Origin of the sequence: Chryseosolibacter histidinae, assembly GCF_018598225.1 — a bacterium.
Taxonomy (GTDB): Bacteria; Bacteroidota; Bacteroidia; order Cytophagales; family Cyclobacteriaceae; genus Chryseosolibacter; species Chryseosolibacter histidini.
The window spans coordinates 455,859-480,949 of the sequence record NZ_JAHESF010000001.1 but is presented as its reverse complement, the minus strand read 5'-3'; the positions used below and the strand labels follow the sequence as shown (position 1 = coordinate 480,949).

Sequence of the window (25,091 nt, the reverse complement as noted above, 5' to 3'; positions counted from 1 at the left end):
GAAGAAGAACAACACCTGACGGCGCGGGGCATCCCACACATTAAAGTGGGCAACAAGCTCGACAAAGCCAACGCCGGTCTTGTTGAAAAGTTGAGAGCCAAAGATTTTATTTTCATTTCCGCGGCAGGCAAGACCAACATCCAGGAACTGAAGAACACCATTCTCTCCCGTTTCCAGGTGAAGTCAGTTAAAAGTGGCGACGTGATGGTGACCAACCTGCGCCATTACCAGAACCTGACTCAGACCTACGATGCGCTTACCCGTGTGCTCGACGGCATGGACAACGGTATCACTGGTGATTTCCTGGCTATGGACATCCGCCAGGCCCTGCATTACCTTGGAGAGATCACTGGAAATATCACAACCGAAGATCTGCTGGCGAATATCTTTTCGAAGTTTTGCATCGGTAAGTAGTTGGTAATCAGGTAGTTACAATAATATCAATGCAAGCTGATTGATTGAACTTCTTTTCCCTAGGATGTCGTGTCCCGGACTGATCTTGAATCGACAGATGTTTGATTTTCGTAGGTCTCTATTTGAAATCAGTACACACAATTTCTTGCACTTGATTTTCCTTTGTAGGCAAAACGAGAACAGACTATAGCTGTCGCTTGATCAAGCAAGGTGGCTAGGTTTTGTATCTTTGTATATCGATGGAAAAAGCGGAAACATTACAGGAATTCTATAAAAGGAAGTTTGCAGAGGTGCCTGGAACCTTTACAGCCGAGATTGGTCATTTTAACCTGTTCCGGCTTGAGCCATTTATTGAAGGGAGACCTACAAATATCCCTTACCACAGACGCGACTTTTATAAGATAATGCTGGTTAAGGGTCAAAGTGAAGTTCACTTCGCTGACCGTACGGTCGCAATCAAGAAGCAGGGCCTTTCGTTCTCCAATCCACAGATTCCATACAAATGGGAACACTTGGATAAGATCCGCGAGGGCGTTTACTGTATCTTCAATCAACAGCTCTTTCATCAATATGGACAGCTTACTCAGTACGAGGTATTTCAACCGAATGGGAAACATATCTTCGAACTTTCTGATGAGCAAGTCGAAATCGTGAGCGACATCTTTAATCGCATTGAAAAAGAATTCAACACCGACTACAAATACAAGTACGACATCATCCGCAATCATATCTCGGAATTGATTCATTTCGGGATGAGGCTACAACCTCCGATTGAGCAGGAGAAGCAAGCACCTAATGCATCACAGCGTATCTCTGCCCTCTTTATTGAATTGTTGGAAAGACAATTTCCAATCGATGATCAGCATCCATCGATACAACTTCGTACAGCTTCGGGATACGCGGATCAACTCAACGTCCATGTGAATCATCTGAACCGTTCTGTCAAAGACACCTTGCAAAAGACCACCACGCAAGTCATAGCTGAACGACTAGTTCAGGAAGCAAAGATCCTGCTTCGACATAGCAAGTGGGGTGTTGCAGAAATAGCGTATGCACTCGGTTTTACTGAACCGACTCATTTCAATAACTTCTTTAAAAAGCATACTGGCGCTAGCCCAACCGGGTTTCGGAATGTTTGATTTTCGTAGGTCCCTATTTGAAATGAGTTAGTAGTCAGGTCAATTTCCACCCCACCTTTGTATCAAAAATAGGGCAATTGATTGCCATTCCTGAAAGAATGGTCAGTTAACGTGTTGTCAGATCACCGACCATGTTTATTGACAGAGGCACTTCAATTGTCCTGATAATTGGCTAATAACACTTTTCTCGTAACTCAAAACTATGAAAACACTGCTGTTAGAGTCTATCGAAAAGGAAATCAAAGAACTCTTGCTAGACAAGTTCAACTGGAAGACAAGCGGCAGCTTTGACAAGCTTGATGGGAGTTGGTGAATTTACAAATGAGCTGCGATTAACATAAACATCAGAAAATGAAAAAAAGAAAATTAGGTAAAAGTGGTCTTGAAGTATCTGCGCTAGGGCTTGGATGTATGGGCCTGAACTTCGGATATGGCCCCGAAACCAATAAGGAAGACGCCATCAAACTAATCAGAAAAGCTTTTGAATTAGGCGTGACCTTCTTTGATACAGCAGAAGCATATGGCCCCTACAAGAACGAAGAAGTTGTTGGTGAAGCGCTCGCTCCTTTCAGAGATGAAGTGGTGATTGCAACCAAATTCGGATTTGAAAAGGGAAAAACAGATCTCGGATTGAATAGCAAGCCGGACAACATTCGTGCAATGACAGATGCGGCACTTAAACGATTAAGAACAGACCGCATCGATCTATTGTACCAGCACCGGGTTGATCCAACAGTGCCCATGGAAGATGTGGCTGGAACTGTGAAGGAACTTATCGCAGCAGGAAAGGTAAAATATTTTGGCATGTCCGAAGCTGGGGTTGAGAGTATCAGAAAAGCACATGCAGTGCAACCAGTGGCTGCTCTTCAAAGCGAGTTCTCACTCTGGTGGCGAGAGCCTGAAAAAGAAATCCTTCCATTACTTGAGGAACTCGGGATCGGATTCGTTCCGTTCAGTCCCCTTGGAAAAGGATTTCTTACAGGTGCTATTAATGCTCACACGAAATTCGACAAAACAGATTTTCGCAATGTCGTTCCGCGATTTGCCGAAGAAAATCGAAAAGCAAACCAGGTTGTGGTCGAAAAAATCACCGAGTTCTCGAAAAGCGAAAATGCAACACCTGCACAAGTCGCTCTTGCATGGGTGCTCGCACAAAAGCCATGGATCGTACCGATTCCTGGTACAACGAAAATTAATCGTCTCGAAGAAAATCTTCGAGCAGAACAACTTACGCTAACAAATGACGACCTGAAAGAAATTAAAGAAGCCTTTTCAGGAATCGAGGTACAGGGAGCGCGTTATCCACAGCATCTTCAACAACGCGTAGGCCGATAAACATAAACAATAGAAAACATGGAAGTACAAACAGCAGCATTAGCAGGGAAAGTAACTATCAATACCAGAAACGTTAAAGCTATTGGAACCGAGTCCGAAAAAAAGCCACTTGGCAAAATGAGCATTCCTCGAAGAGAGGTTTTACCTAATGACGTTGAGATGGAAATTTTGTTCTGTGGTATTTGTCACTCTGATTTACACCAGATCAAAAATGATTTTGGTGGTACAATGTTTCCGATCGTACCCGGTCATGAAATCGTTGGTCGCGTCACTCGTGTTGGAAATATGGTTACAAAATTCAAAGTAGGAGATCTTGCAGCAGTTGGATGCATTGTGGACTCATGTGGAAAATGTGAATACTGTAAAGACGATATCCAACAGTTCTGTGACGAAGGCGTTACATATTCATTTAATTCCCTCGATAAACATCTTGGTGTCGCAACCTATGGGGGATTTTCTGAGAGCATCGTAACGAACGAAGATTATGTTCTGCACATGCCAGAGAAACTTGATCTCGCGGGTGCGGCTCCCCTACTATGCGCGGGCATCACCGTCTATTCACCATTGAAACATTGGAAAGCAGGTCCGGGCAAAAAAGTCGGGATTCTTGGAATTGGTGGTCTCGGACATCTCGCGATTAAAATTGCTAAGGCAATGGGTGCGCATGTTGTTGTCTTTACAACTTCTGCGTCTAAAGTAGAAGATGCCAAACGACTCGGAGCAGACGAGGCAGTTTTGTCAACCGATGCAGATCAAATGCAGAAGTATGCTCGGAGCTTGCATTTCATTCTCGACACAGTCTCAGCAAAGCATGATGTAAATACATACTTGAATCTCCTTCGTCATGATGGAAGCGTGGTGCTTGTTGGTTTACCGCCACAACCACTTGAGATCGGAGCATTCAGCGTTGTTGTAGGCCGTAGAAGTTTCTCAGGGTCGAACATTGGTGGCATTGCAGAAACACAGGAAATGCTTGATTTCTGCGCCAAGCACAACATCACAGCCGAGATTGAATTAATCAATCCCGATCAAGTTAACGAAGCATTTGTCCGCCTTGAAAAAGGAGATGTGAAATATCGTTTTGTTATCGACATGTCACCTTTGAAAAAATAGCATGGAACAGGTCATTGTTCTCATCGGAGCTGGATCTATTGGACAGGCAATAGCGCGAAGGGTTGGCGCTGGCAAGCAAATTCTAATCGCTGATCTGCGAAAGGAAAATGCAGAAGCAGCAGCGAAGACATTATATGATGCCGGATTTAGAGTTACAGCCAGTGTGGTGGATGTTTCAAACCGTTAGTCAGTCCTGGCTTTGCGTGAAAAGGCTACATCTCTTGGAGAAGTGTTTGGTGTAATTCATGCAGCCGGAGTTTCTCCATCTCAAGCATCACCTGAAACTATTTTGAAAGTTGACCTCTACGGAACGGCTTTGATATTAGAACAATTCGGAGATGTAATTGCAAATGGCGGATCTGCCATTGTTATATCGTCACAATCCGGACATCGTCTTCCACCGCTTACTGTTGAACAAAATAAGGCGTTGGCAACAACACCGGCCGAAGATCTTCTTGAGCTTCCATTTGTTCAACTTGATCAAGTGAAAGACTCGCTTCACGCCTATCAATTGGCAAAGAGAGGCAATGCCTTGAGAGTGATGGCAGAAGCAGTCCGATGAGGTAAGCGCGGAGCACGAGTAAATGCCATTAGCCCAGGTATAATAATTACACCGCTGGCGAATGATGAATTGACCGGCCCTCGTGGAGAAGGCTACCGAAAGATGATAGAAATGTCTTCGGCAAAACGTGCGGGTACTCCAGATGAAGTCGGCAATGTTGCAGCACTTTTGATGGGCAACGATGGCGCATTTATTACAGGTAGCGACTTCCTTATGGACGGAGGTGTGACCGCAGCTTATTGGTATGGTGAATTAGCTCCGAAGTAGGACGAGCTGGTAAAATTCAGTACGATGAAAACATTTATTCTGATTGCATTGTCAATCATGATTATGAATCCCAATCATGCTCAAAATATATCAGGTGAAAAACTTCAAATGACACAAGAGGAAGATCAAATAATAGTGGTAACGGATAAAATAATTCATTACATGATCGAAAAGAATCTTGATGGTCTGAATTCTGTGCTCGATAAAGACTTTACGCTTACACACATGACAGGATACGTGCAAAGCAGAAACGAATGGCTATCCGAGATCGAAAGTGAAGGCATGAAGTACTATTCCGCAAAAAAGGTAAAACAAGAAATTAAGATCAGTGGAAACGAAGCAGTGGCGACATTACACCACGTGGTAGATGCGCGAATCTGGGGTTCAAGAAATACCTGGCGTCTACAACAAAAGGTAAAACTTGAAAAACGAAATAGCCAGTGGATTGCGCTCAACTCAGTGGCTTCTACTTTTTAACCTCTTAACGAAAAATGAAAAAAGTAATAATTATCGGAGCATCAGGAAGCCTTGCTTCTTACGTTATCGAAGCCATCAAAGGCGCAGAGCTGACCTTGTTCGTAAGAAATAAGTCACGACTGTCTCCGAAGTTCGCGAAAGATCACAATGTGGTTGAGGGTGATGCGATGAAGTATGACAATGTCAAGAACGCGATTAACGGCAATGATATAGTTTACGTGAATCTCGCTGGCAACCTTGAGGCCATGGCTAACAATATTGTCAAGGCAATGAAGGAATGTAGTGTCAAAAGAATTATTGCTATCAGTTCGATTGGAATTTATGAACAGCCATTAAAACCAGTCTTAGTTCCTTACCGGAAACTTGCTGACGTTATAGAGGCATCTGGGCTGGATTATACTATCCTCCGTCCCGATTGGTTCACGAGTTCTAATGAAGTTGATTATGCCATCACTCATAAGGGTGAACCGGAAACGGGAAGCGCAATTTCGCGCAAGAGCATTGCTTCATTTGTTGCCAGCATCATCGACAATCCCGAACTGCACATAAATGCCAACCTAGGCATCAGTAAACCTTAATATTTCCAAACCAAAACTTATAAATTATGGCTGATACTTCTTTCAAACATGATCGCGAAAATGATCAGACCAGATCTAAGACAGATCGTAGAGGATTTCTAAAAGCAGGCGCTACAATTAGTGCTGCATTGCTAGCTGCGCCTTCGTTGGCAGGATCAGCTGCGAATGACTCAAGTAAACAAAACCATTCACCAGCTCCGGCCACAAAGGAGCGAACTTTAGGTTCTGGAAAATGGGCGATGAAAGTTTCTACTTTGGGCCTTGGGTGTATGGGAATGAGTTACCATCGCAGCTTTATCCCCGAGAAGAAGCACATGATCACCTTAATTCGAAAGGCAGTCGACATGGGTGTGAATCTCTTTGATACTGCTGAAGCCTATGGACCATATACAAATGAGGTGTTGGTTGGAGAAGCATTGCAACCTGTTAGGAAACAGATTCAAGTCTGCACCAAGTTTGGATTCAACATTCAGAACAATCAATTGTCTGGACTGAATAGTAAACCGGAGCAGATCAAAAAAGTTGTAGAGAACTCGTTAAAGAGTCTTAGGACGGACTACATAGACCTACTGTACCAGCATCGTGTTGATCCAAATGTACCAATCGAGGAAGTCGCAGGCACAGTGCAGCAACTAATCAAAGAAGGAAAGGTAAAGCATTTTGGTTTGAGTGAAGCCGGAGCCGACAACATCCGAAAGGCTCATGCAGTACAACCTGTAACTGCGCTGCAAAGTGAATACTCCCTTATGACGCGCGAACCGGAGAAAGATGTGATTCCCGTCTGTGAAGAGCTCGGTATCGGATTCGTACCATACAGTCCGTTGAGCCGTGCGTTTCTGTCGGGTTACATCAATGAGAATACAAAATACAACGCGTCAAACGACAATCGCCCAACCCTCCCAAGGTATCAGCCAGATGCGATCAAAGCGAATTGGATAATGATTGATACGCTTGCTTCATTCGGAAATCACCACGGATTAACTCCGGCACAAGTGGCTTTAGCATGGCTGCTCGCTCAGAAGCCATTTATTGTTCCTATACCTGGTACGACAAAGCTTGCACATCTTCAAGAAAATTTATGGTCCGCGGATTTCGAGTTTACACCAGAAGAATTGAAGCAGTTAACGGAAGAAGTGTCCATGATAAAAATTGTTGGTGATCGATATACAGGCGCACAGGCTGAGCAGACAAAGAAATGATGTCGTACGTATTGTTTGATTTTCGTAAGGCATAATGACTTAGTTTATTCTTAAATTATAAGCACTAAAAAGAATATATGGCGGCAATAAATCTAAACATCAACGGCAAGAAACAGACCCTTGATATTGATCCGAAGACACCTGTTCTCTGGGTGTTACGCGACCATTTGAATCTTGTAGGAACAAAGTTCGGATGCGGTATGGCCCAATGCGGTGCATGTACAATTCACGTGGATGGAAATGCCACACGTTCGTGTATTCTACCAGTGTCATCTGTTGAAAATAAAGAGATCGTTACCATAGAAGGACTTTCTGAAGATGGTGATCATCCCGTGCAGAAAGCGTGGCTTGAGCACGATGTTGCTCAGTGTGGTTATTGCCAGGCTGGTCAGATCATGAGTGCTGCGGCTCTGTTGAAGAGCAAACCAACTCCGAGCGATGATGAAATAGAGAATGCGATGAATGGCAACATCTGCCGTTGTGCAACATATTTAAGAATCAAAGCTGCCATCAAGACCGCTGCTAACGCCTAACAAAACTTTTTCACTATGGCACAAGCAAAGACAACCATAAACAGAAGATCATTCCTGAAAGCCTCTGCATTGGCAGGTGGTGGACTAATGTTAAGCTTTAGCTGGCTCGCAGGTTGCAAACCAAAAGACGAGGAGCTACTAACAATGCCTGACGAATGGTTTGACCTCAATAACTATATCAAGATCGGCAACAACGGTGTAGTCACATTGATGTCACCAAATCCTGAATTCGGATCGAATGTAAAGACATCGATGCCGATGATCCTTGCAGAAGAACTTGATGTCGATTGGAAAAATGTAATAGTGCAGCAAGCCGATTTCTACCCGGAACGATACGACAGACAATTCACTGGGGGCAGTCAAGGTATTCGTCAAGGATGGAAACCATTGCGTACAGCAGGAGCAACTGCGCGTCACATGCTAATCGAGGCATCTGCAAAACAGTGGAATGTTCCCGCAAACGAAATTACAACTGAGGGTGGCGTTCTCCATCACAAAGGATCAGGCAAGAAAGCGGGATATGGAGAGATGGCTTCAATTGCTGCAACGATACCTGTTCCAACTGAAGTTGCAATTAAGAAGATTAGCGATTTTAAAATTATCGGTAACTCTAAGCTGAATGTTGAGGGTAAGAATATCGTGACTGGAAAACCACTCTTTGGAATTGATCACAAAGAGGAAGGAATGTTAATCGCCATGATCGTACATCCTCCGTTTGGGATGATGATAAAATCACTTGATGCTTCTTCAGTAAAGTCAATGCCTGGGATCAAAGACGCGTTTACGATCAAGACGCTCACGGAAGATTACGAGCGAAACGGTTTTGATACAACAAGCTTTCTTGAATTAGGAGTCATAGTTGGAAATACTACATGGGAAGTGATGAATGCTAAGAAAGCATTGAAATTGGAGTTTGAGCTGATGCCTGAATATTCAATGACCATGCAGCACCATAGGCTCGGAAAAGTAACGGCTGTTATGCCGAAAGGATTGGAGAGCTCAGATGGGCATCGGGTAGAAATGGAAAAGGCTTCAAAGGGTAAAGGCGACATTCTTCGTAAAGACGGAAATCCCGAGGCTGCTTTTAAGAATGCTGCGAAGGTGTTGGAAAGAACATACTCCGCTCCTCACCTTGCTCACAATACGATGGAGCCTGCAAATTGTTTTGCGAACGTCACTGCTGACAAGTGCGAAATCTATGGTCCAATCCAGGCTCCCGGATTTATTACCGACACACTCGCTGCGCGCCTCGGTCTTCCAAAAGAAAAAATACATATCAAGCTCGCGCGAATGGGCGGAGGTTTTGGTGTGCGCGCTTATGGCCATCACCTTGTCGAAGCTGCTGTTATTTCGCAACAAGTCAAAGCACCGATCAAACTGATCTACACACGAGAAGATGACATGACATATGGAATCTATCGCCCTGCATACACTGCAACATATCGCGCTGCACTCGACAAAGACAACAACCTGATCGGCTTCCATGTTAGTGGTGGTGGAATACCAGAGCATCCCATCCACGCGAATCGTTTTCCCGCAGGAGCTGTTGACAATTATCTTGCGGAAGGTTGGGCAATTCCATCAAACATAACAATCGGGGCATTTCGCGCTCCACGTTCTAACTTCAACGCAGCTGCCGAACAATCATTTTTAGATGAGCTTGCCGAATTAGTTGGTAAAGATCCGATTGATTTCAGACTTGAACTTTTAGAAAGGGCGAAAACAAAACCTGTTGGTGAAAACAATGACTATGATCCTGACCGGTATGCTGGAGTTTTGAAGCTTGTAAGAGAAAAATCAAACTGGAATCAAAAACCAGCAAACGTCAGTCGTGGTGTAGCCGCATACTTCTGCCACAATACTTATGTGGCTGAAGTTGTGGATCTCAAACTCAGCGGAAATAATCCCGTCATCGAGAATGTATTTGCAGCGGTTGATTGCGGTATTGTTGTTAATCCCGATGCTGCGAAAAATATGGGTGAAGGTGGAATCGTTGATGGAATCGGTAATGCCCTGTTCGGAGAAATGACTTTCAAGGAAGGCGTTCCAGACAAGAATAATTTCCATCAGTACAGAATGATTCGTCAAAAGGAAACTCCGAAAAATATCGAAGTTCATTTCGTGAAAAACGAGGAAGATCCCACGGGACTTGGTGAGCCTCTCTTCCCTCCTGTCTTTGCTGCCGTGGCGAATGCGTTGTACAAAGCAACTGGCAAGCGCTACTACAATCAGCCTTTCGCAAAGGATATTGAAACAAGTCCTCAGCGGATGTAATGAAGCGTTCGGAGTTTGTAAAGCGTATTTTTGCATTGAGCCTGTTGACCACAACGACAGGCTCACTCTTTGCCCGAATCATTCGTTCGAAGGAGCAAACACTGATTGTTTATTTATCGCGCACAAATAATACAAAGGCCATTGCCCAAATGATCCAGAAGGAACTGGGCGGTGACCTGTTATTGCTTGAACTCGCCAAACCTTATCCGGAAGACTATAAAAAAACTGTCGACCAGGTATCTAACGAGAATGAAACAGGATACCTGCCTGAGTTGCCAACCAAGGTTTACGACATCGGCAGATACAATACAATATTTATCGGCTATCCTACATGGGACATGCAACTTCCTCCACCGATGAAAAGCTTTTTAACTAACCATGACCTGCGAAACAAAACGATTGTTCCGTTCAACACGAATGCTGGCTATGGATTGGGCACCAGTGTGGAAACAATTAAGAAGCTATCGAAGAGTAGTAAAGTACTAGAACCATTTAAGATCGAAGGCGGCAAAGAACGCGATGGAATTTTATTTGTAATGAAGGGCGAAAAAGAAAAGCAGGCACAAATCAAAATCAAGAAATGGCTGCTGGAACTCCAACTGATCAAGTGAGTCAGGTCAATCAACTCCTCTAAATTTTGTTCAACTCCCCCACTCCCCTTACCTTTGCTTCCGAGTAACAGAAGCTCAAAACTTCATTTAGGTTTCTTTAGAGTTGTTGAGTGATGGTCAGGCATTTTTCGTTACCATTTTGTTACTCGAGTCAGCTAACACGCTGGCTAATAATGAAGTTCACATATTGCATCGGGAAGTGATTTAAAGTCACTTTAGTTAAATCGAATTTGAAAGTATTGAATGTTATGGGGATGCAGGACTAAATCGATAAAAGATCATTCTCATCCTTCTTAATGATCCGGACGCTCATTCTGTCATTGACTATGAAGTAAGACCTCCTATCTCCATCCTCGAATGATTAACCCTGCAAATGCTTGCGCAAGTAAGTAGCAGTTTCAGACCTTTCGCTTTTAAGAAGACTCTGAACAGTACCTTCAAACATTAACTGTCCGCCATACTTCCCTGCCCCCGGACCGATATCAATAATCCAATCTGCCTGACTAATGATGTCCAGGTTATGTTCGATGACAATAAGTGTATTCTTCTTTTCGACAAGATGCTGCAGTACGTTCATCAACTTATTGGTATCCGATGGATGTAAACCAGTGCTTGGTTCATCAAGCACCAGGATCTCGTGGGCGGTTGAAAGCTCACGGGTCAACTTCAAACGCTGACGTTCGCCACCAGAGAACGTGTTAAGCCTTTGACCTAGTTTGAGGTAGTCCATACCGAGTTCCGTTAAGAGGTCAAAATTTTTAACAAACTCGTGTCCGTCAAAAAATTCCCGAGCCTCATTCGTAGAAAGATTTAATACATCCACGATTGTTTTCCCGTTATAAGTATACTTTAGCACGTCCGGATTAAATCCACTGCCCATGCATACCTCACACGGCTGCTCAATGTCTTCCATAAATGCGAGATCTATCCTCTCAATACCCTGTCCGCTACAATTTGGACATGCCCCTTCACTATTGTTGCTGAAGAAACGATTGGTCACTTTATTTTCCCGGGCAAACATATTCCGGATCTGATCTGAAATATCCAGATAGGTTAACAGGTTTGAACGAATGCTCCCGCCTATCGAGGACTGATCAATAATTCTGACTTCAGGATGTTGTATCGGCAATACCTTGCTAATCAGTGTGCTTTTGCCTGAACCTGCAACTCCAGTTACAACTGTGAGCATGTTCTTTGGAATCGATACTGAAATATTTTGGAGGTTATAAAGCCTGGCATTTTTTATCTTTACAAGTTCCTGCGCAGGTCGAGGATTCGTATTGAACATTCTTCCGCGCGAAAAGTATTCCCCTGTCTTTCCACCTGACTTACGTAATCCTTCAAATTCACCTTGATAAACGATTTGACCACCACCGCTTCCGGAAAGCGGCCCCATATCAACAACATGATTCGCAATACGAATCAGGTCGGGATCGTGCTCAACAATTAAAACCGTATTGCCTTTGTTAGCAATATCCCGAATGATTCTTGAAATGTTATCAAGATCCTTTGGATGTAATCCAATGCTGGGCTCATCAAAAATGTATAACAGGTTTTCCAGACTGTTTCCCAGATGCCGAACCATTTTAATGCGTTGAGATTCCCCTCCTGACAAAGTGTTTGTCGCTCTGTCTAATGTCAGATACTGAAGTCCGATCGTTACCAGATTTTGCAATTTCTTTTCAAGCTCTTGCAGAACCGTTTCAAGCGAAGATGATTTCAGCGATTTAACAAATGAAAGCAATTCATCAATTGGCAAGGCTGAACAATCCGCGATGCTCTTACCGTTGATCTTGTTACTAAGAATCTTTTTATTTAATCTCTTGCCTTTACATTCCGGGCAAACATCGGTAATCAGAATTTTCTCCAAATCCTTTTTGCGTTTGCCATGCTCTGTTGAATCCTTTCGGAGGATGTCATTTTGTATCCGTGGTATAATTCCCTGATACATCATCGTCTTTCCCCACTCACGAGACGGTTTCACAGGCCTATGTTCTTCCGCATGAAGTAGCAGCTCCCACTCTTTCCTGGTGTAGTCCCTTAACTTTTTGTCATTATTGAAATAACCTGAGTTTGTATAGCGTGACCAGCGAAAACCTCCAGGTTGGAATGTTGGAAATAAAATCGCCCCCTCGTTAAGCGATTTCGTTTTATCGATCAATGCTTCCACATCGATAGCACTGACATATCCAAGACCCTGACATCTCGGGCACATGCCTTGAGGATGATTGAATGAGAAAACAAATGAATATCCCACAAAAGGTTTTCCCATCCGCGAGAACAGCAATCGCAGCGATGCATAAACATCAGTGGCCGTTCCTACCGTGGATCGCGCATTTCCACCTAATCGCTTTTGATTAATGATAACCGGGACATTCAAGTGCTCGATCTTATCTACATCCGGTACGCCTAATTGCGCAAGGCGATTTCTTACAAAACTGCTTTGTGTTTCATTGATTTGTCGCTGCGCTTCCGCACCAATTGTTTCAAATACAAGGGACGACTTACCTGATCCCGAAACGCCTGTAAAGACAGTGATCCTGTTCTTAGGTATTTCCAGCGAAATATTCTTGAGGTTATTCTGACGTGCTCCGATAACTTTAATTGGATTCATGCCGCTTATCTACAGTAATACTGTACCAATTTCATTCGTCAAAAAAAACTGGCCTGGAATACTTCTCATTTGTGTGATTAATCCCCTAATTGGGTAATGAAGGCAACATCGCGCTGCCACTACGGCAACCGTTGCAGCCTGATGCGTACTGTCCGATTTTAACGGCTGTGTTTGTAACAATCTTTTGAACCTGGTACTTCACAAAAAAGGAAGCCGGTAACGTATCAATATGCTTCTCCGGGAAATGAAAATCCAGCTGCATTTCATTCCGAAGATTGCACCCCACAACTTAAAAATAAAGGTTTAGCATTCAGGGATATTTTCAAAAAGGTTCCTGCCTTACTCCCATTGAATACAGATGCAGGTATAAGAATTGATAAATAGGGTAAGGTGCAGGACGTGGCATTTTAATCACAACTAAAACAATGGCCTGACAGCGTCAAATTTATGAACAGGTTCAATTTCATAAAAACCGTATGTGCCATCATCGTAGTACTAGCTGTTTCCTGCCGCAGAGACCCCGGAGAAACCAGTGCCGGTACGCCAATAAGCAGCGATAACAAACAGCAGGCTCCGAAATCCAAATCAGAACAACCTATGAACTACGTTACTTCCAAAGATGGCACTAAGATCGCTTTTGAAAAAAGTGGCACGGGTCCAGTGATTATAATTGTTAGCGGTGCTTTATCAGCACGCGCTCTATTTGCGGGAGAACCCATGCTGCTGGTCGAAACGCTTTCAAAGCATTTTACCGTTTATATTTATGACAGGCGCGGTCGGGGTGAAAGCACAGATGAACAACCGTACACTGTCGCCCGAGAAATCGATGATCTTGAAGCGCTGATCGACAAGGCTGGTGGACAGGCAGGTCTTTATGGTGTCTCCTCCGGAGGGGCGTTATCACTGCAAGCAGCTGCAAGGTTAGGAATGGCTAAAGTATCGAAGCTGGCGATCTATGAGGTCCCTTACGGTCAGGACAAGAAAACTTTCGACAAGCAGAAACAAGGCGTGAATGAACGTATTAAAAACGGCAAGCCCGGTGATGCGGCTGCGTTTTTTCTGTCAGAGATTGGAACTCCCAGGGAAGCGCTCGAAAAAATGAAATTAAGTACGGCATGGAGAACTATTGAAAAGATTGACTTTACGCTTGGCTACGACTATCAGGTTTTAGGTGACGGGACCATTCCACGCGATGTCGTTAAGACCATTACTATTCCGACACTGGTAATGGTGGGCGAAAAAGGTATGGATTTTATGCACACCACGACTGAACAACTCGCAAGGCTCATGCCCAATGCTGAGCACAAAACACTTAAAGGTCAACTGCATCAACCCAAAGCTGAAGCGGTGGCGCCAGTATTAATTGACTTTTTTAATAAATAGCCTTCAATCGCGTCATACGCTTACAATACAACCAGGCTCTGAAAATCTTACGCTCGTTATAAACGAGATTGAGGAGACCGCTCAAATATTGCGGATCAAGTAAGACTCTTTTTCGGCTCATTCAACAAAAGAAGCTTAAAAAGAAAAAGCCATTGTCAAGGACAACCATACGACTATTCATAGCGCAGGCTGTTGGACGGGTTGGTGAGCGCGGCTTTGAGGGTTTGGATGCTGACGGTGAGCAGGGCTAGCACCACGGCGGCGATCGCAGCCAGCACATAGACCAGCACATTCATATCGACGTGATAGGCGAAGGAGCTCAGCCATTGGCTCATGACGTACCACGCCACGGGCCAGGCAATGAAGCTTGCTACCAGCATCAGTGTGATGATCTCTTTTGATAACAGGCCCAGGATATTGGGCACGGATGCCCCCAGCACTTTGCGAATGCCGATCTCCTTGATGCGCTGCAGGGTGTTGAAGGTGGCGAGGCCGAACAGCCCTAAGCAGGCTATGAAGATGGCCATACCGGAGAAGAGGGTGAAGAGCTGGCTCTGTTTCTGATCGTCATCATAGAGTCTGCGGTAGCGATCGCTCAGGACCTGGTATTCGAAAGGATGCAGGGGGAGAAAAGCTTTCCATTTCTTTTCCAGGTCGGCTATGCCTTGCTGGAAGTGGGCGTCGTCGATGTTGACGGAAAGGTTCTGGTTGCTTCCGTCGCCGATGAAGAACACCATGGGCAAGATCTCCTGGTGGAGGGATTCAAAATTGAAATCTTTGACGACGCCGATGAGCTTTCCTTTCTTGTCGCCGTATTTGAAATCCTTTCCGATTCCTTCGTCGAGAGATTTCCAGCCGATTCTGCGGGCGGCGGTTTCATTGATGACGAAGGCGGGTGAGGCATCGGAATGATCTGAAGCGATGGCGTGTGAAAAGGAACGACCAGCGATAAGCGGAATGCCGTAGGTGGAGAAGAACTCGTAGTCTATGGCCAGGGATTTGGGCACGATGCCGGTGTCCACGAGGCTGTCGCCTTTAGTGACCGACACACCGCCCCACCAGTCGAGCAATCTGCCCGTGGGGAGGCGTGAGGAGCGGCCGATGTTGCGTATGGCGGCGGACTGTGTGACCTCGTTGTAGAAGGCGTCGTAATTTCTCTCCAGCTCCGGGTAGCCGCGCAGGGTGATGATCTGGTCTTTGTCATAGCCAATGTCACGGGTGTTGAGATAGCCCAACTGTTGGGTGGTGACGGCGGTGGCGATGAGGAGGACGATGGAGATGGCGAACTGCGTGACGACAAGCGCACGGCGCATTCCTCCTTTTCCATTTACAAGCGCTTGCTGGGCTTTGAGCGCGGCGGCGGGTCTGAAGGCGGCAATGATGAATGCGGGATAGGCGCCGGCGAGAATACCGACGATGCAAGCGAACACAATCATGCCAGCGAACACAGGCCAGTGACTGGTGATGTCGAGACTGATGGACTTGCCGGTGAAACTGTTCATCCAGGGTAATGCAGCGGTGGCGAGGCTTAAGGCCAATACGAGGGCGAACAATGCGATGAGCACGGACTCGCTGAGGTACTGGCCGATGAGCTGGCTTTTGAGCGCGCCGGCTACTTTACGCATGCCCACTTCCTTGGCGCGTTTGGTGGCGCGGGCGGTGGAGAGGTTGATGAAATTGAAACAAGCGATCAGGATGATGAACAAGCCGATGACCCCCATCATGTAGACATTGTTGATGTTGCCGTTCACCTCGATCTCATCGTCGAGGTGAGAGTGAAGGTGGATGTCCGCCACGGACTGTACGTGGAGCCTATTGCCTTTGGAAGCCACCCAGTCCGGCGACGTGCCCCAGTTGGCGCGGGCATAGTTGCCCAAATGCTTGTCGATAAACGCCGGCATGGCGGCTTCGAGTTTTTGGGGATCGGCACCGGCCTCCAGGAGGATGTACGTATCAAAAGCATTGCCGCCATAGCTCTCGAGTGCATCGCGGCCGAGAATGGTGCTGTCGTTCAGTGTGCTGAACGCCATGAGGAAATCAGGGTGCCAGTGTGACTGTGCCGGGAAATCTTTGTAGACGCCGGTTACTTCCAGGTCATAGTTGTCGGTGGCCGCCATCTTCATGGCCGCGATGGCTTTGAGGCGTTTACCGACGACGTCGGTGCTGGAAAAATATTTTTGTGCGGTTTTCTCAGAGAGCATGACGGTGAAAGGACGTTCGAGGTCTTTGACAGGGTTGCCGCTCAGGACAGGGATGTCGAATATCTTGAACACGTCGGGCTCTGCCAGGAAGACGTTTTCTTCATGGGCGGTCCGGGTTCGTTCACCGTTTTCTTCCACGGCCATGTCGAAGTCCAATAAAGACAAGGTGCGGGTCATGGCCTCGATCTGCCCGAAGTCGTTTTTAAGGGCGGGGCCGAAAGCAGGCGCGATGGCGGAAAAGTGGCCATCGACGGCACCCTCGTTGTCCAGGAACTCGCGGGTTACGCGGTAGGTGCGATCTATTTTGGAATGATAACGGTCGTAGCTCATCTCGTCGGTGATGAATAAGTAGATGAGCAGTGCGGCGGCCATGGCAAAGGCGAGGCCGGCGATGTTGATGAAGGCCGTGAGCTTGTTCCGGAAAATAGTGCGGAGGGCGATTTTGATGTAGTTCCTGATCATATAAAAAAAACTCAAGGATTGCTGATGACAAATTGGTTGAAATCCTGGACCGTGGACTACCAAATTCAGACCAAAATAAAAAAGGCGGTTTTGGGGAGTAAAACTGCCTTTTTTGATCAGTGTGCCGTGCGGATTCGGTCGGGGGAGTTCGAAACCGGACTGGTAGTAGCGCCGTGGAATGTTAGACGGATTGGTGAGCGCGGCCCTGAAGAGCTGCACGCTGACCGTGATCAGCATGTAGGTGGCTAGGGGTAAATAGCAATTGAGTTGTCTTAAAACAAAGTCCATTTTACCCCCCGGTCCTCATGTATCTATTTTTTAAACCACTTTTATCAATTCTGCCATTAACCATGCTTATTACAATTTCTCTAAAGGCCCAGTCGACCACCCAGACTGTAAGAAGAGAAGTTGTCGACCAGGAAATGACTCACGATCCAGGTCTAAATCTGAACAAAGCACATTTTAACGCACCGCATCATTTAATAACCGATTACTTAAATAGTGATCCTCCTACGTTTCAAAGGAATCTTTTCATTAAAAAAATCTCACTAAAGTCAGTTGCATTCCGACGGGCAGTTATTGCACCAGTACTATTTACGGCAGCAGGATTGTGTACTTTAGACGATGATAATGATGATAATTATGAGGTTCAGGAAGAAAGAAATAGATATATACCCAACTTCCGCCATCATGCTGATGACTACTTGCAACATTCTCCTATTATGGCTGTGTACGGGCTAAATTGGCTTGGCGTAAAAGGTAAAAATGATTTCGCTAATCGTACGGCCATTTTAATTAAGTCTGAGATGATGATGGGGATCCTAACATTTTCTTTGAAACGAATAACAAAAGTACCCAGACCAGATACTAAAGAATTAACATCTTTCCCTTCGGGACACACTGCGCAGGCTTTTGCAGCAGCAACTTTTATGGCCAAAGAGTATGGTCATAAAAATATAGGGTATAGTATCGGAGCCTATACAGTGGCTACCGGAGTCGCGGCAATGCGTGTTATGAATAACAGGCATTGGGTTTCTGATGTCTTAGTAGGAGCTGGTATTGGTATACTATCCACAAATCTGGCGTACCTCACCCACCAGTACCGTTGGGGAAAGAAAAATAAAGTTGGTCAAACCAGTGTAATGCCTTCTTATGACGGACAAACCGGAATGGTCAACATTATTCATCGAATTAATTAGCCATTCCATGTGTTGATGACTTACTCGTTAAGCAAATAATTTCGGACGAAGCAGACGGAGTACCATGCCCAGCCTCCGGCACTCACTATCCGTCACAGCGTACACGATATTGCCGGAACTGCCTGCCGTCAATTGTAAATGAATTGTAAAAGGAAGTGTAAAAAAGCATTCAATCGCGCATTCTACATTATTCGAATGCAAAATTGTAATTTTACATTTCGTTAACATTCTTTAACAAGTTTTTTACCTCCCGGACTCGCAGGAAGCTTTAGCTTTGGGTACTTCACGAATAAAACAACGCACGATACCACGTGATGGGCATGTGCTGTAGTGAGGGCCATATTCTTACGTTATTATTTTACCAATCCAATTAAAGTCATGAGAACATACAGTCTTGTTTTTTTTGCATTCTTTCAATTTCTCCTGGTATTAGATCAGGCATCAGAACTTATGCCATCGGATCCAGTCGGTCGTGTCAACCGGAATTCAGCTGGCATTACACCTGCTAAGATCGTTTTCAAATCGGCTGATGGCGGACGGACGTGGCAGGACATTACCGAAGGGCTTCCCGACAATTCGGGTCAGGAAGGTTTCATGATAGGCGGAGGCTTTGCTACTAACGATGGCTTCTATTTACGCGCTGGAGATGGGCTATTCTTCAACAAACGAAATTCCTCAGCTCCTAATTGGAGCAAAGAGATTCTTTCCGACAATCGAGTCGGTATATTCCCCAGCAAGACGGGGATGTTGGCATTCAACTACAATGATGGGCAGGTTTTGCAGGCGATAAACGGAAAGAAAGATTGGTTGCCTGTCTATCAGAATTTTCAGCGCAAAGACGTACTTACATTTTTTGAAACTGACAAAGGCACAGCTTTCATCGGAACAAACACAGGCTTGTTTAAATTCGTTGACGCTGAGAAAGCCTGGAAGCAGGTCTTTGCAGGATCCAAGGGGGTCAGGAAACTGGCAGAATCAGGTGGTGTACTCATGGCTGTAACTCAGAAAGGCATCATGCGGTCTACGGATAATGGCGACCACTGGAATTTGGTGACAGACGAAGGTGACCACGGTATGGATGTACAACGAATCAATGGCGGGTTTGCCGCTATAACAGAGTCTACGGAAAGAAGATTTCGGGTACGAACATCGCACGACGGCGGAATCACCTGGCAATTTATTGATGACGGACTTCCTGTTTACGTTTTTAATATTGTGCAGGTTGGTGCAAATTTATTTTGCAGCCACCAGAACGGCATTTCTGGTTCATCAGACAATGGAAAGACATGGAAGCTCCTGCTTCCTTCCATTGATAAGGATGTTTTCAACTTATCGGTTTCCGGCAATGTGATTTATGCGACGCGTAATGTAGGTGGGTGCTAAGATCAATTTCAAATTTTCGAATGTCGAATTGCGGACCGAACGGACATTGCCCGTTGTTGTGTTTGCAGGCCTCTGCGGTTTAATTGGTAACGTTACGTCACCTACCGATCGGCGCCGCTTCTTAGGACCGACACTCGATGCGGGCGGTTTGTCGCTCGCGCTTCACGACGGTTCTAAGCATACTTTGACAATGTCGCTGATAAGGTGTTGAGCCTTTGGAAGGACTACTCGATCGCGGAAATGAGATCCCTCAACACCCCTCAAGAAAAATCCCGGTACGCTACTGAATAACCCTCGGACTTGCTCAGCAATTCTTAGGGTTATTCTTTTTTTCTCCTTGACAGTCTGTTACGCATTGTTTTTACCACGAGGCGTAAAACAAAAAAAATGCGGGTCGACTATGAACGCATCGCAGTCACCTGACATAGCCCGCACCCCGCCCTACGGATTTAAACTTCTAGGCTAAAATAATTTCGTGATTCATTTTGCGCAACCAAGTAATTGCATTATAATTGCAACTACTTAGTTGCAAATAAACACACATCATGGAAACAAGACGTGACGTTTTTCAGGCTATTGCCGATCCTACACGCAGGGCGATTTTGCTTTTGCTGGCTGCACAGGCCATGACACCCAATGCCATGGCTGAAGAATTCCATACCAGCAGGCAGGCGGTTTCAAAACACATCCGGATTCTCACAGAGTGTGAAATGGTGAAGCAGGAACAAAGGGGAAGGGAAATTTATTACCACGTTAACGCCGCTAAAATGAAAGAGATCGATAAATGGATTGCACAGTTCAAGAGTATCCTGGAAACTCAGTTCAACCAATTAGACAAAGTATTACAAACACTTAAAAAACAGAAAAAATGAAAAGCGCTCTTCTATTTTGCTTTCACCGTTGACAAAGCTGCGAAAAAGGTATTCGCCACACGCAGTCAAAAAATTAAGAAAGTAACAATTCAAAAAACTTTAAAATATAAAATTATGGCACTCATCAATCCTCACATTAACTTCAATGGAAATGCCGAAGAAGCATTTACCTTTTACAAATCAGTATTTGGCGGAGAGTTCACTAAGGTCATTCGTTTCAAAGATCTTGCAGGTCCTGAATTCAACGTTGCAAAAAATGAAGAAGATAAAATTATGCACATTGTTTTGCCCATCGGTAAAAACAGTATGTTGATGGCCAATGATGTTCCCGCAGCTATGGGGAGGACAAACGAAAATGAGAACAGAAGCAAAATTGTAATAAGTGCAGAAAGTAAACAGGAGGCAGATAAATTATTTAATGGGCTTTCGGCTGGAGGGCAAATAGAAGGGCCCATCGGTGACAGTGGCTGGGGTTCATATTTTGGTTGTTTTAGAGACAAATACGGTATTGAATGGATTGTGGAATTTGCTCAAAACTAAGAGGCCAGTAAGGTATGGCCTTGTATTATCATAGATTAAAATTTAAACCCTCGTTATGAAAAATTCATTCAAAACACATCGTCCTCTTAGCGCAATACTACTGATTGCAATGATGTTTATAGCGTCTTCATCACACGGACAACAGATCAAACCTTCCAGGAGTGGTTATGCCCCTGTTAATAACATTAAAGTTTATTACGAAGTTTATGGTGAGGGCAGGCCTTTGGTTTTGCTGCATGGCGCTTTTTTTACAATTGATCTGAATTGGGGAGCGTTGATACCTGAGCTGTCAAAAACCAGGAAAGTAATTGCAATTGAAATGCAGGGACATGGACATTCGCCGTTTTCAGATAGAGAATTATCGATTACTACTTTAGCAAGTGACGTAGAGAAATTAATGGATTACCTGAAAATAGACAGTGCAGATGTTGCAGGCTTTAGTATGGGGGGCTCTGTGGCCTACCAGTTTGCTGTACAAAGTCCAAAACGATTAAGAAAATTAGTGATCATTTCTTCTACGTATAAAAGTAATGGTTGGCTCCCCATAGTAAATGACGGATTAAAAGATTTTAAGCCTGAATTTTTCGATAACACACCAATAAAAGCTGCATACGATGCAGTGGCACCTGATAAAACAAAATGGAGAAAGTACTTGGAGCAGATGTTTGCTTTCGCCGAAGTACCATTCAACGTCGGCGACTCCAATATCGCGAAAATTACTTCGCCTGTACTGATCATATCGGGCGATAACGATGGAACGGATAAAATCGAGTTGATGAAAACGTACCAATTGTTGGGAGGTGGCGTTGCTGCTGACCTGCAGCCGATGCCAAAATCGCAACTGGCCATTGTTCCTTCACAAGGGCATATGAGCCTGATGATGCAAACGAAAACAATATTAGATTACCTGGATAATTTTTTGAAGTAACATAATCTTATCCGTTATTAAAAAAATGCCTCAATAAAAGGATTCGGCTTTCAAATAAATGAACAATAAAGCAAACTAAGCAAGTTTAAAAAAAGGCTGGACAGCAATATTTCACATTGCACTTAGTCCAGCCTACTTTCCGCAAGAAATGCCTCGCAAGATTGTCAAGCGATGATTAGATTTTAGATGCCGGAACATACTTAAGCACTGTTACGCCGCATGAGAAGGCTTGCGCCTCCATTAATTTCAAATTTGTTCGCTCGTTAAATATCTTCAATCCATTTCCCAGGGCGACCGGATTAACAAATAAATAATACTCGTCAATTAATTCTGCGCTGATCAGTGAGCTCACAAATGATGAACCACCGTACACAATGAGATCCTTATGACTTGTTTTCTTTAAGGTCATTACTTCATTGACCAACTCGTTCCTGGCCAAAGTTGTATTCGGCCAGGTCGAAGCCTTCAATGTCCTGGAAAAGACAACCTTGTCAGACGCTGCTATGATCCTGGCAAAGGTGGATTGAGGATTCGCTGCATCTTGGCCGATAGCTGCCCAGTGATCAATAAATCCTTCTTCGGCCATTTTTCTACTGAGCAGAACACAACTGATCGACGACGTTAAGTGAATAAAATAATTCTGTAGCGCCTCATCCCATGTCCATTCCTTACCCCAGGCCCAAACTAACCAATCCTGGCTATTGTAAGGAGAAATGTATCCATCAATACTGATCTGTACCTGCAATTTCAATTTTTTCATAAATCACCACGCGCGTTCGTTTAAACTGGTTTTAAAACGCAACTGGTTGTAAATGTATAAAAGTGGTTGTATTTTGCAATCGGTTTTAGGTAAATTATTTTCTTATGGAAAAACACCGGTCGTTATGCCCAATAAATCTCTCGTTAGAAGTTTTCGGAGATAAGTGGACGTTGATGATCATCAGAGACATCATGTTTGGCGGGAAGCGTTATTTCAGGGAACTGTTGCAGTCCGAAGAGAAAATTGCGTCTAATATCCTCACCGACAGACTCAACATGCTTGAACGGGAAGGAATCATCAGCAAAACAGAAGACCCGGACCATAAGCAGAAGATCATCTACAGGTTAACGCAGAGAGGGATCGATCTTCTGCCGATCCTCGTTCAGATCGGTGCGTGGAGCCTCAAGCATAAACCTGTGGATACAAAAAAACATAAACATGCCGTTGACCTGGTTCGCGGTGGGGATGATATGCTTAAAGAAGTTCGAAAGGGATTGATAAAACATCATCTTAAGTCGTAGCCGGTAACTTCACGGCTAATCCTTTGCGTGTCGATCGCCCGGGTCTACGGGGATAGCATTAGCGTTGCTCATAGACCGGATCCTTACCCGCGTATTTTAAATATTGAAAAGATGCCTTGCTTGCTGTTTCCCTTCCAGACGACGTCGCATACATACCAAACAGGCAACCAATAAAACCTCCGGCAACCTGTGTGCTCAAAAAAGTGCCATCGACGTTATCCTTCAGCAGACTCCACTTCCCGGGTTTGAGTGCATAATGAAAACTGTATTGTTCGCCTTTGGCATCGATCCGAAAAAAAACGGCGCCCGTGGGAACATAAGCCTGTGCGAGCAACTCCATCGCGTTGCCTTCTGCAGGACTTTTATAAAGCTGAACGACATTTTTTCCGTCTGCAACCGATTTACACAGATAGTAGAAATGATGCTCATCCTGAAAGATCACCAACCCAGCCTTTTCGTTATCTGATGTTGCCGAAAAGCTCAGCGCAGTTTCAGCACTGCAATACAAATGTTGCTGGCGTTTCCCTATGAACGAGGGGTTTCCTGTCTCCATACATGTTTCCGGTTTCAGCACCAATGTGAGACCATTGGCTTTCGTCAGGCTAAAGGAGGTACTATCCACAGTTCGCAAAAACAAAAGCGCCGGGTCCAATTGATCTTCGAAAGTGATCGTATACTGAAAGTTTCCACTCTGTGGGCGCGCATTTACCTTCGTCTCGCCATACGCCACGGGATAACGGTACTGCAGCTCCTGGTGGGCAGGATCAACCACCGGCCAGTCATTTTTCCATTCTACCGGCGCAATAAATGTTTCCCGTCCTGTATTATAGAAATTATCGCGATAAGGTCTCACCGCCAGAAAGATGGCATACGTTTTTCCATCGGGGCCTTCCACAAACTGCGCGTGGCCGGCCGATGTAATAGGGTCTCTCCGATCGGCTGGCAAATGGCGTTGCGTGAGTATCGGATTTCCCTCATACGGCTGATAGGGTCCCCAGACATTTCTGCTTCGTAAGACCACCTCTGAATGATTAACCGACGTCCCTCCTTCCGCGGCGTATAAGTAATACCAACCGTTTCTCCTGAGTATGTGCGGCGCTTCGATCCAGACCGGCTTCTTGGAGATGTCAACACCGCCATTCACCAGAATTTTCTCTTCGCCAACAACCTTAAGGCTGACAGGATCGAATTCGTACATACGGATCGTTCTATGGCCCGGATACAATGGCTTATAGTCCGGAGCGTCACTGTTGTACATAATGTACGCCTTCGCATCATCAAAATAGAGAGAAGGGTCAATTCCCTTTACCTCCGGAAGGAACGTTGGATCACTCCAGGGTCCCGCTGGATCTTTTGCTGTCACCACAAAATTCCCGCCCTTGTCAATCAGTGTACAGACAACATAATATATTCCATTGTTGTAACTGATCGACGGCGCAAATAAACCTCTCGTCATCCGATGCCCCATAAAATTCATTTGGGAAGGTCTGCTGATGACGTTCCCGATCTGCTTCCAATGCTTTAGATCTTTACTGTGAAAAACCGGGAGCCCTGGAAAATATGAAAAGGTAGAATTGGTCAAATAGTAATCGGTCCCCACTTTTATGGCACTTGGGTCCGGGTAAAATCCTGCGAGGATCGGGTTATTCAACGTTGTCGACTGGCCATGGGCATAAAAAGCCTGCAGCCCGCTTACAAAAAATGTAAAAACAAGAGTCCTTATCAT

22 protein-coding genes and 2 pseudogenes are annotated in these 25,091 nt (G+C 44.9%); 20 read left to right on the top strand and 4 right to left on the bottom strand.

Annotated elements, in window-relative coordinates:
* The 13 genes and pseudogenes from KK083_RS01665 to KK083_RS01605 all read left to right on the top strand — a co-directional run.
* A pseudogene (locus KK083_RS01665) lies at positions 1-414 on the top strand (tRNA uridine-5-carboxymethylaminomethyl(34) synthesis GTPase MnmE); the annotation flags it as partial.
* Positions 415-653: 239 nt separating this feature from the next.
* Entirely contained in the window at positions 654-1,553 is a 900-nt protein-coding gene (locus tag KK083_RS01660) for a helix-turn-helix domain-containing protein (protein WP_254160004.1), read from the top strand.
* Positions 1,554-1,904: 351 nt separating this feature from the next.
* On the top strand, positions 1,905-2,888 hold the full coding sequence (locus tag KK083_RS01655) for an aldo/keto reductase (RefSeq protein WP_254160002.1): 984 nt from the start codon (positions 1,905-1,907) through the stop codon (positions 2,886-2,888).
* 18 nt (positions 2,889-2,906) lie between these two features.
* Positions 2,907-4,001 carry an NAD(P)-dependent alcohol dehydrogenase gene (locus KK083_RS01650; protein WP_317195203.1) on the top strand — a complete coding sequence of 365 codons (1,095 nt, stop codon included), beginning with the start codon at positions 2,907-2,909 and terminating at the stop codon, positions 3,999-4,001.
* A gap of 1 nt (position 4,002) precedes the next feature.
* Positions 4,003-4,188, top strand: a complete 186-nt coding sequence (locus KK083_RS01645; protein WP_254160000.1) for a saccharopine dehydrogenase NADP-binding domain-containing protein — start codon at positions 4,003-4,005, stop codon at positions 4,186-4,188.
* Positions 4,189-4,200: 12 nt separating this feature from the next.
* On the top strand, positions 4,201-4,563 hold the full coding sequence (locus tag KK083_RS01640; protein WP_254159998.1) for a Rossmann-fold NAD(P)-binding domain-containing protein: 363 nt from the start codon (positions 4,201-4,203) through the stop codon (positions 4,561-4,563).
* Between the two features lie 12 nt (positions 4,564-4,575).
* Positions 4,576-4,830: pseudogene (locus KK083_RS01635) on the top strand (SDR family oxidoreductase); the annotation flags it as partial.
* A gap of 24 nt (positions 4,831-4,854) precedes the next feature.
* Positions 4,855-5,307 carry a nuclear transport factor 2 family protein gene (locus KK083_RS01630; RefSeq protein WP_254159996.1) on the top strand — a complete coding sequence of 151 codons (453 nt, stop codon included), beginning with the start codon at positions 4,855-4,857 and terminating at the stop codon, positions 5,305-5,307.
* A gap of 14 nt (positions 5,308-5,321) precedes the next feature.
* Positions 5,322-5,885, top strand: a complete 564-nt coding sequence (locus KK083_RS01625) for an NAD(P)H-binding protein (RefSeq protein WP_254159994.1) — start codon at positions 5,322-5,324, stop codon at positions 5,883-5,885.
* A 26-nt stretch (positions 5,886-5,911) separates the two neighbouring features.
* On the top strand, positions 5,912-7,084 hold the full coding sequence (locus tag KK083_RS01620) for an aldo/keto reductase (protein ID WP_254159992.1): 1,173 nt from the start codon (positions 5,912-5,914) through the stop codon (positions 7,082-7,084).
* Positions 7,085-7,161: 77 nt separating this feature from the next.
* A complete protein-coding gene (locus KK083_RS01615) occupies positions 7,162-7,617 on the top strand; it encodes a (2Fe-2S)-binding protein (protein ID WP_254159989.1) in 456 nt (151 codons plus the stop codon).
* Between the two features lie 15 nt (positions 7,618-7,632).
* Entirely contained in the window at positions 7,633-9,891 is a 2,259-nt protein-coding gene (locus tag KK083_RS01610; RefSeq protein WP_254159988.1) for a xanthine dehydrogenase family protein molybdopterin-binding subunit, read from the top strand.
* On the top strand, positions 9,891-10,502 hold the full coding sequence (locus KK083_RS01605; protein ID WP_254159987.1) for a flavodoxin family protein: 612 nt from the start codon (positions 9,891-9,893) through the stop codon (positions 10,500-10,502). The genes KK083_RS01610 and KK083_RS01605 overlap by 1 nt, the downstream gene beginning before the upstream one ends.
* A gap of 361 nt (positions 10,503-10,863) precedes the next feature.
* Here the strand turns inward: KK083_RS01605 and KK083_RS01600 are convergent, their stop codons facing one another.
* Complete coding sequence (locus tag KK083_RS01600; RefSeq protein WP_254159986.1) at positions 10,864-13,116, bottom strand: ATP-binding cassette domain-containing protein; 2,253 nt, start codon at positions 13,114-13,116, stop codon at positions 10,864-10,866.
* A gap of 447 nt (positions 13,117-13,563) precedes the next feature.
* Here KK083_RS01600 and KK083_RS01595 point away from each other — a divergent pair, with 447 nt between their 5' ends.
* On the top strand, positions 13,564-14,499 hold the full coding sequence (locus KK083_RS01595) for an alpha/beta fold hydrolase (protein WP_254159985.1): 936 nt from the start codon (positions 13,564-13,566) through the stop codon (positions 14,497-14,499).
* Between the two features lie 173 nt (positions 14,500-14,672).
* On the opposite strand, the gene KK083_RS01590 is transcribed toward KK083_RS01595, so the two are convergent.
* Positions 14,673-17,177: an ABC transporter permease gene (locus KK083_RS01590; RefSeq protein WP_254159984.1), complete on the bottom strand. Its 2,505-nt coding sequence runs from the start codon at positions 17,175-17,177 to the stop codon at positions 14,673-14,675.
* A gap of 335 nt (positions 17,178-17,512) precedes the next feature.
* On the opposite strand from KK083_RS01590, the gene KK083_RS01585 reads away from it, so the two are divergent.
* From KK083_RS01585 to KK083_RS01565, 5 genes are all read left to right on the top strand, one after another.
* Positions 17,513-18,361: a phosphatase PAP2 family protein gene (locus tag KK083_RS01585; protein WP_254159983.1), complete on the top strand. Its 849-nt coding sequence runs from the start codon at positions 17,513-17,515 to the stop codon at positions 18,359-18,361.
* Positions 18,362-18,739: 378 nt separating this feature from the next.
* The gene (locus KK083_RS01580; RefSeq protein ID WP_254159981.1) at positions 18,740-19,744 is read left to right on the top strand and encodes a WD40/YVTN/BNR-like repeat-containing protein; all 1,005 of its coding nucleotides are present in this window, start codon (positions 18,740-18,742) and stop codon (positions 19,742-19,744) included.
* A 545-nt stretch (positions 19,745-20,289) separates the two neighbouring features.
* A complete protein-coding gene (locus KK083_RS01575; protein ID WP_254159979.1) occupies positions 20,290-20,616 on the top strand; it encodes an ArsR/SmtB family transcription factor in 327 nt (108 codons plus the stop codon).
* A gap of 114 nt (positions 20,617-20,730) precedes the next feature.
* Positions 20,731-21,156: a VOC family protein gene (locus KK083_RS01570; protein ID WP_254159977.1), complete on the top strand. Its 426-nt coding sequence runs from the start codon at positions 20,731-20,733 to the stop codon at positions 21,154-21,156.
* A gap of 55 nt (positions 21,157-21,211) precedes the next feature.
* On the top strand, positions 21,212-22,084 hold the full coding sequence (locus KK083_RS01565) for an alpha/beta fold hydrolase (protein ID WP_254159975.1): 873 nt from the start codon (positions 21,212-21,214) through the stop codon (positions 22,082-22,084).
* 175 nt (positions 22,085-22,259) lie between these two features.
* On the opposite strand, the gene KK083_RS01560 is transcribed toward KK083_RS01565, so the two are convergent.
* Positions 22,260-22,844, bottom strand: coding sequence for a dihydrofolate reductase family protein (locus KK083_RS01560; protein ID WP_254159974.1), 585 nt, complete (start codon positions 22,842-22,844; stop codon positions 22,260-22,262).
* A gap of 104 nt (positions 22,845-22,948) precedes the next feature.
* Here KK083_RS01560 and KK083_RS01555 point away from each other — a divergent pair, with 104 nt between their 5' ends.
* Positions 22,949-23,365 carry a winged helix-turn-helix transcriptional regulator gene (locus KK083_RS01555; RefSeq protein WP_262899437.1) on the top strand — a complete coding sequence of 139 codons (417 nt, stop codon included), beginning with the start codon at positions 22,949-22,951 and terminating at the stop codon, positions 23,363-23,365.
* Between the two features lie 58 nt (positions 23,366-23,423).
* Here KK083_RS01555 and KK083_RS01550 read toward each other — a convergent pair whose 3' ends face one another.
* The gene (locus tag KK083_RS01550) at positions 23,424-25,091 is read right to left on the bottom strand and encodes a glycoside hydrolase family 43 protein (protein ID WP_254159972.1); all 1,668 of its coding nucleotides are present in this window, start codon (positions 25,089-25,091) and stop codon (positions 23,424-23,426) included.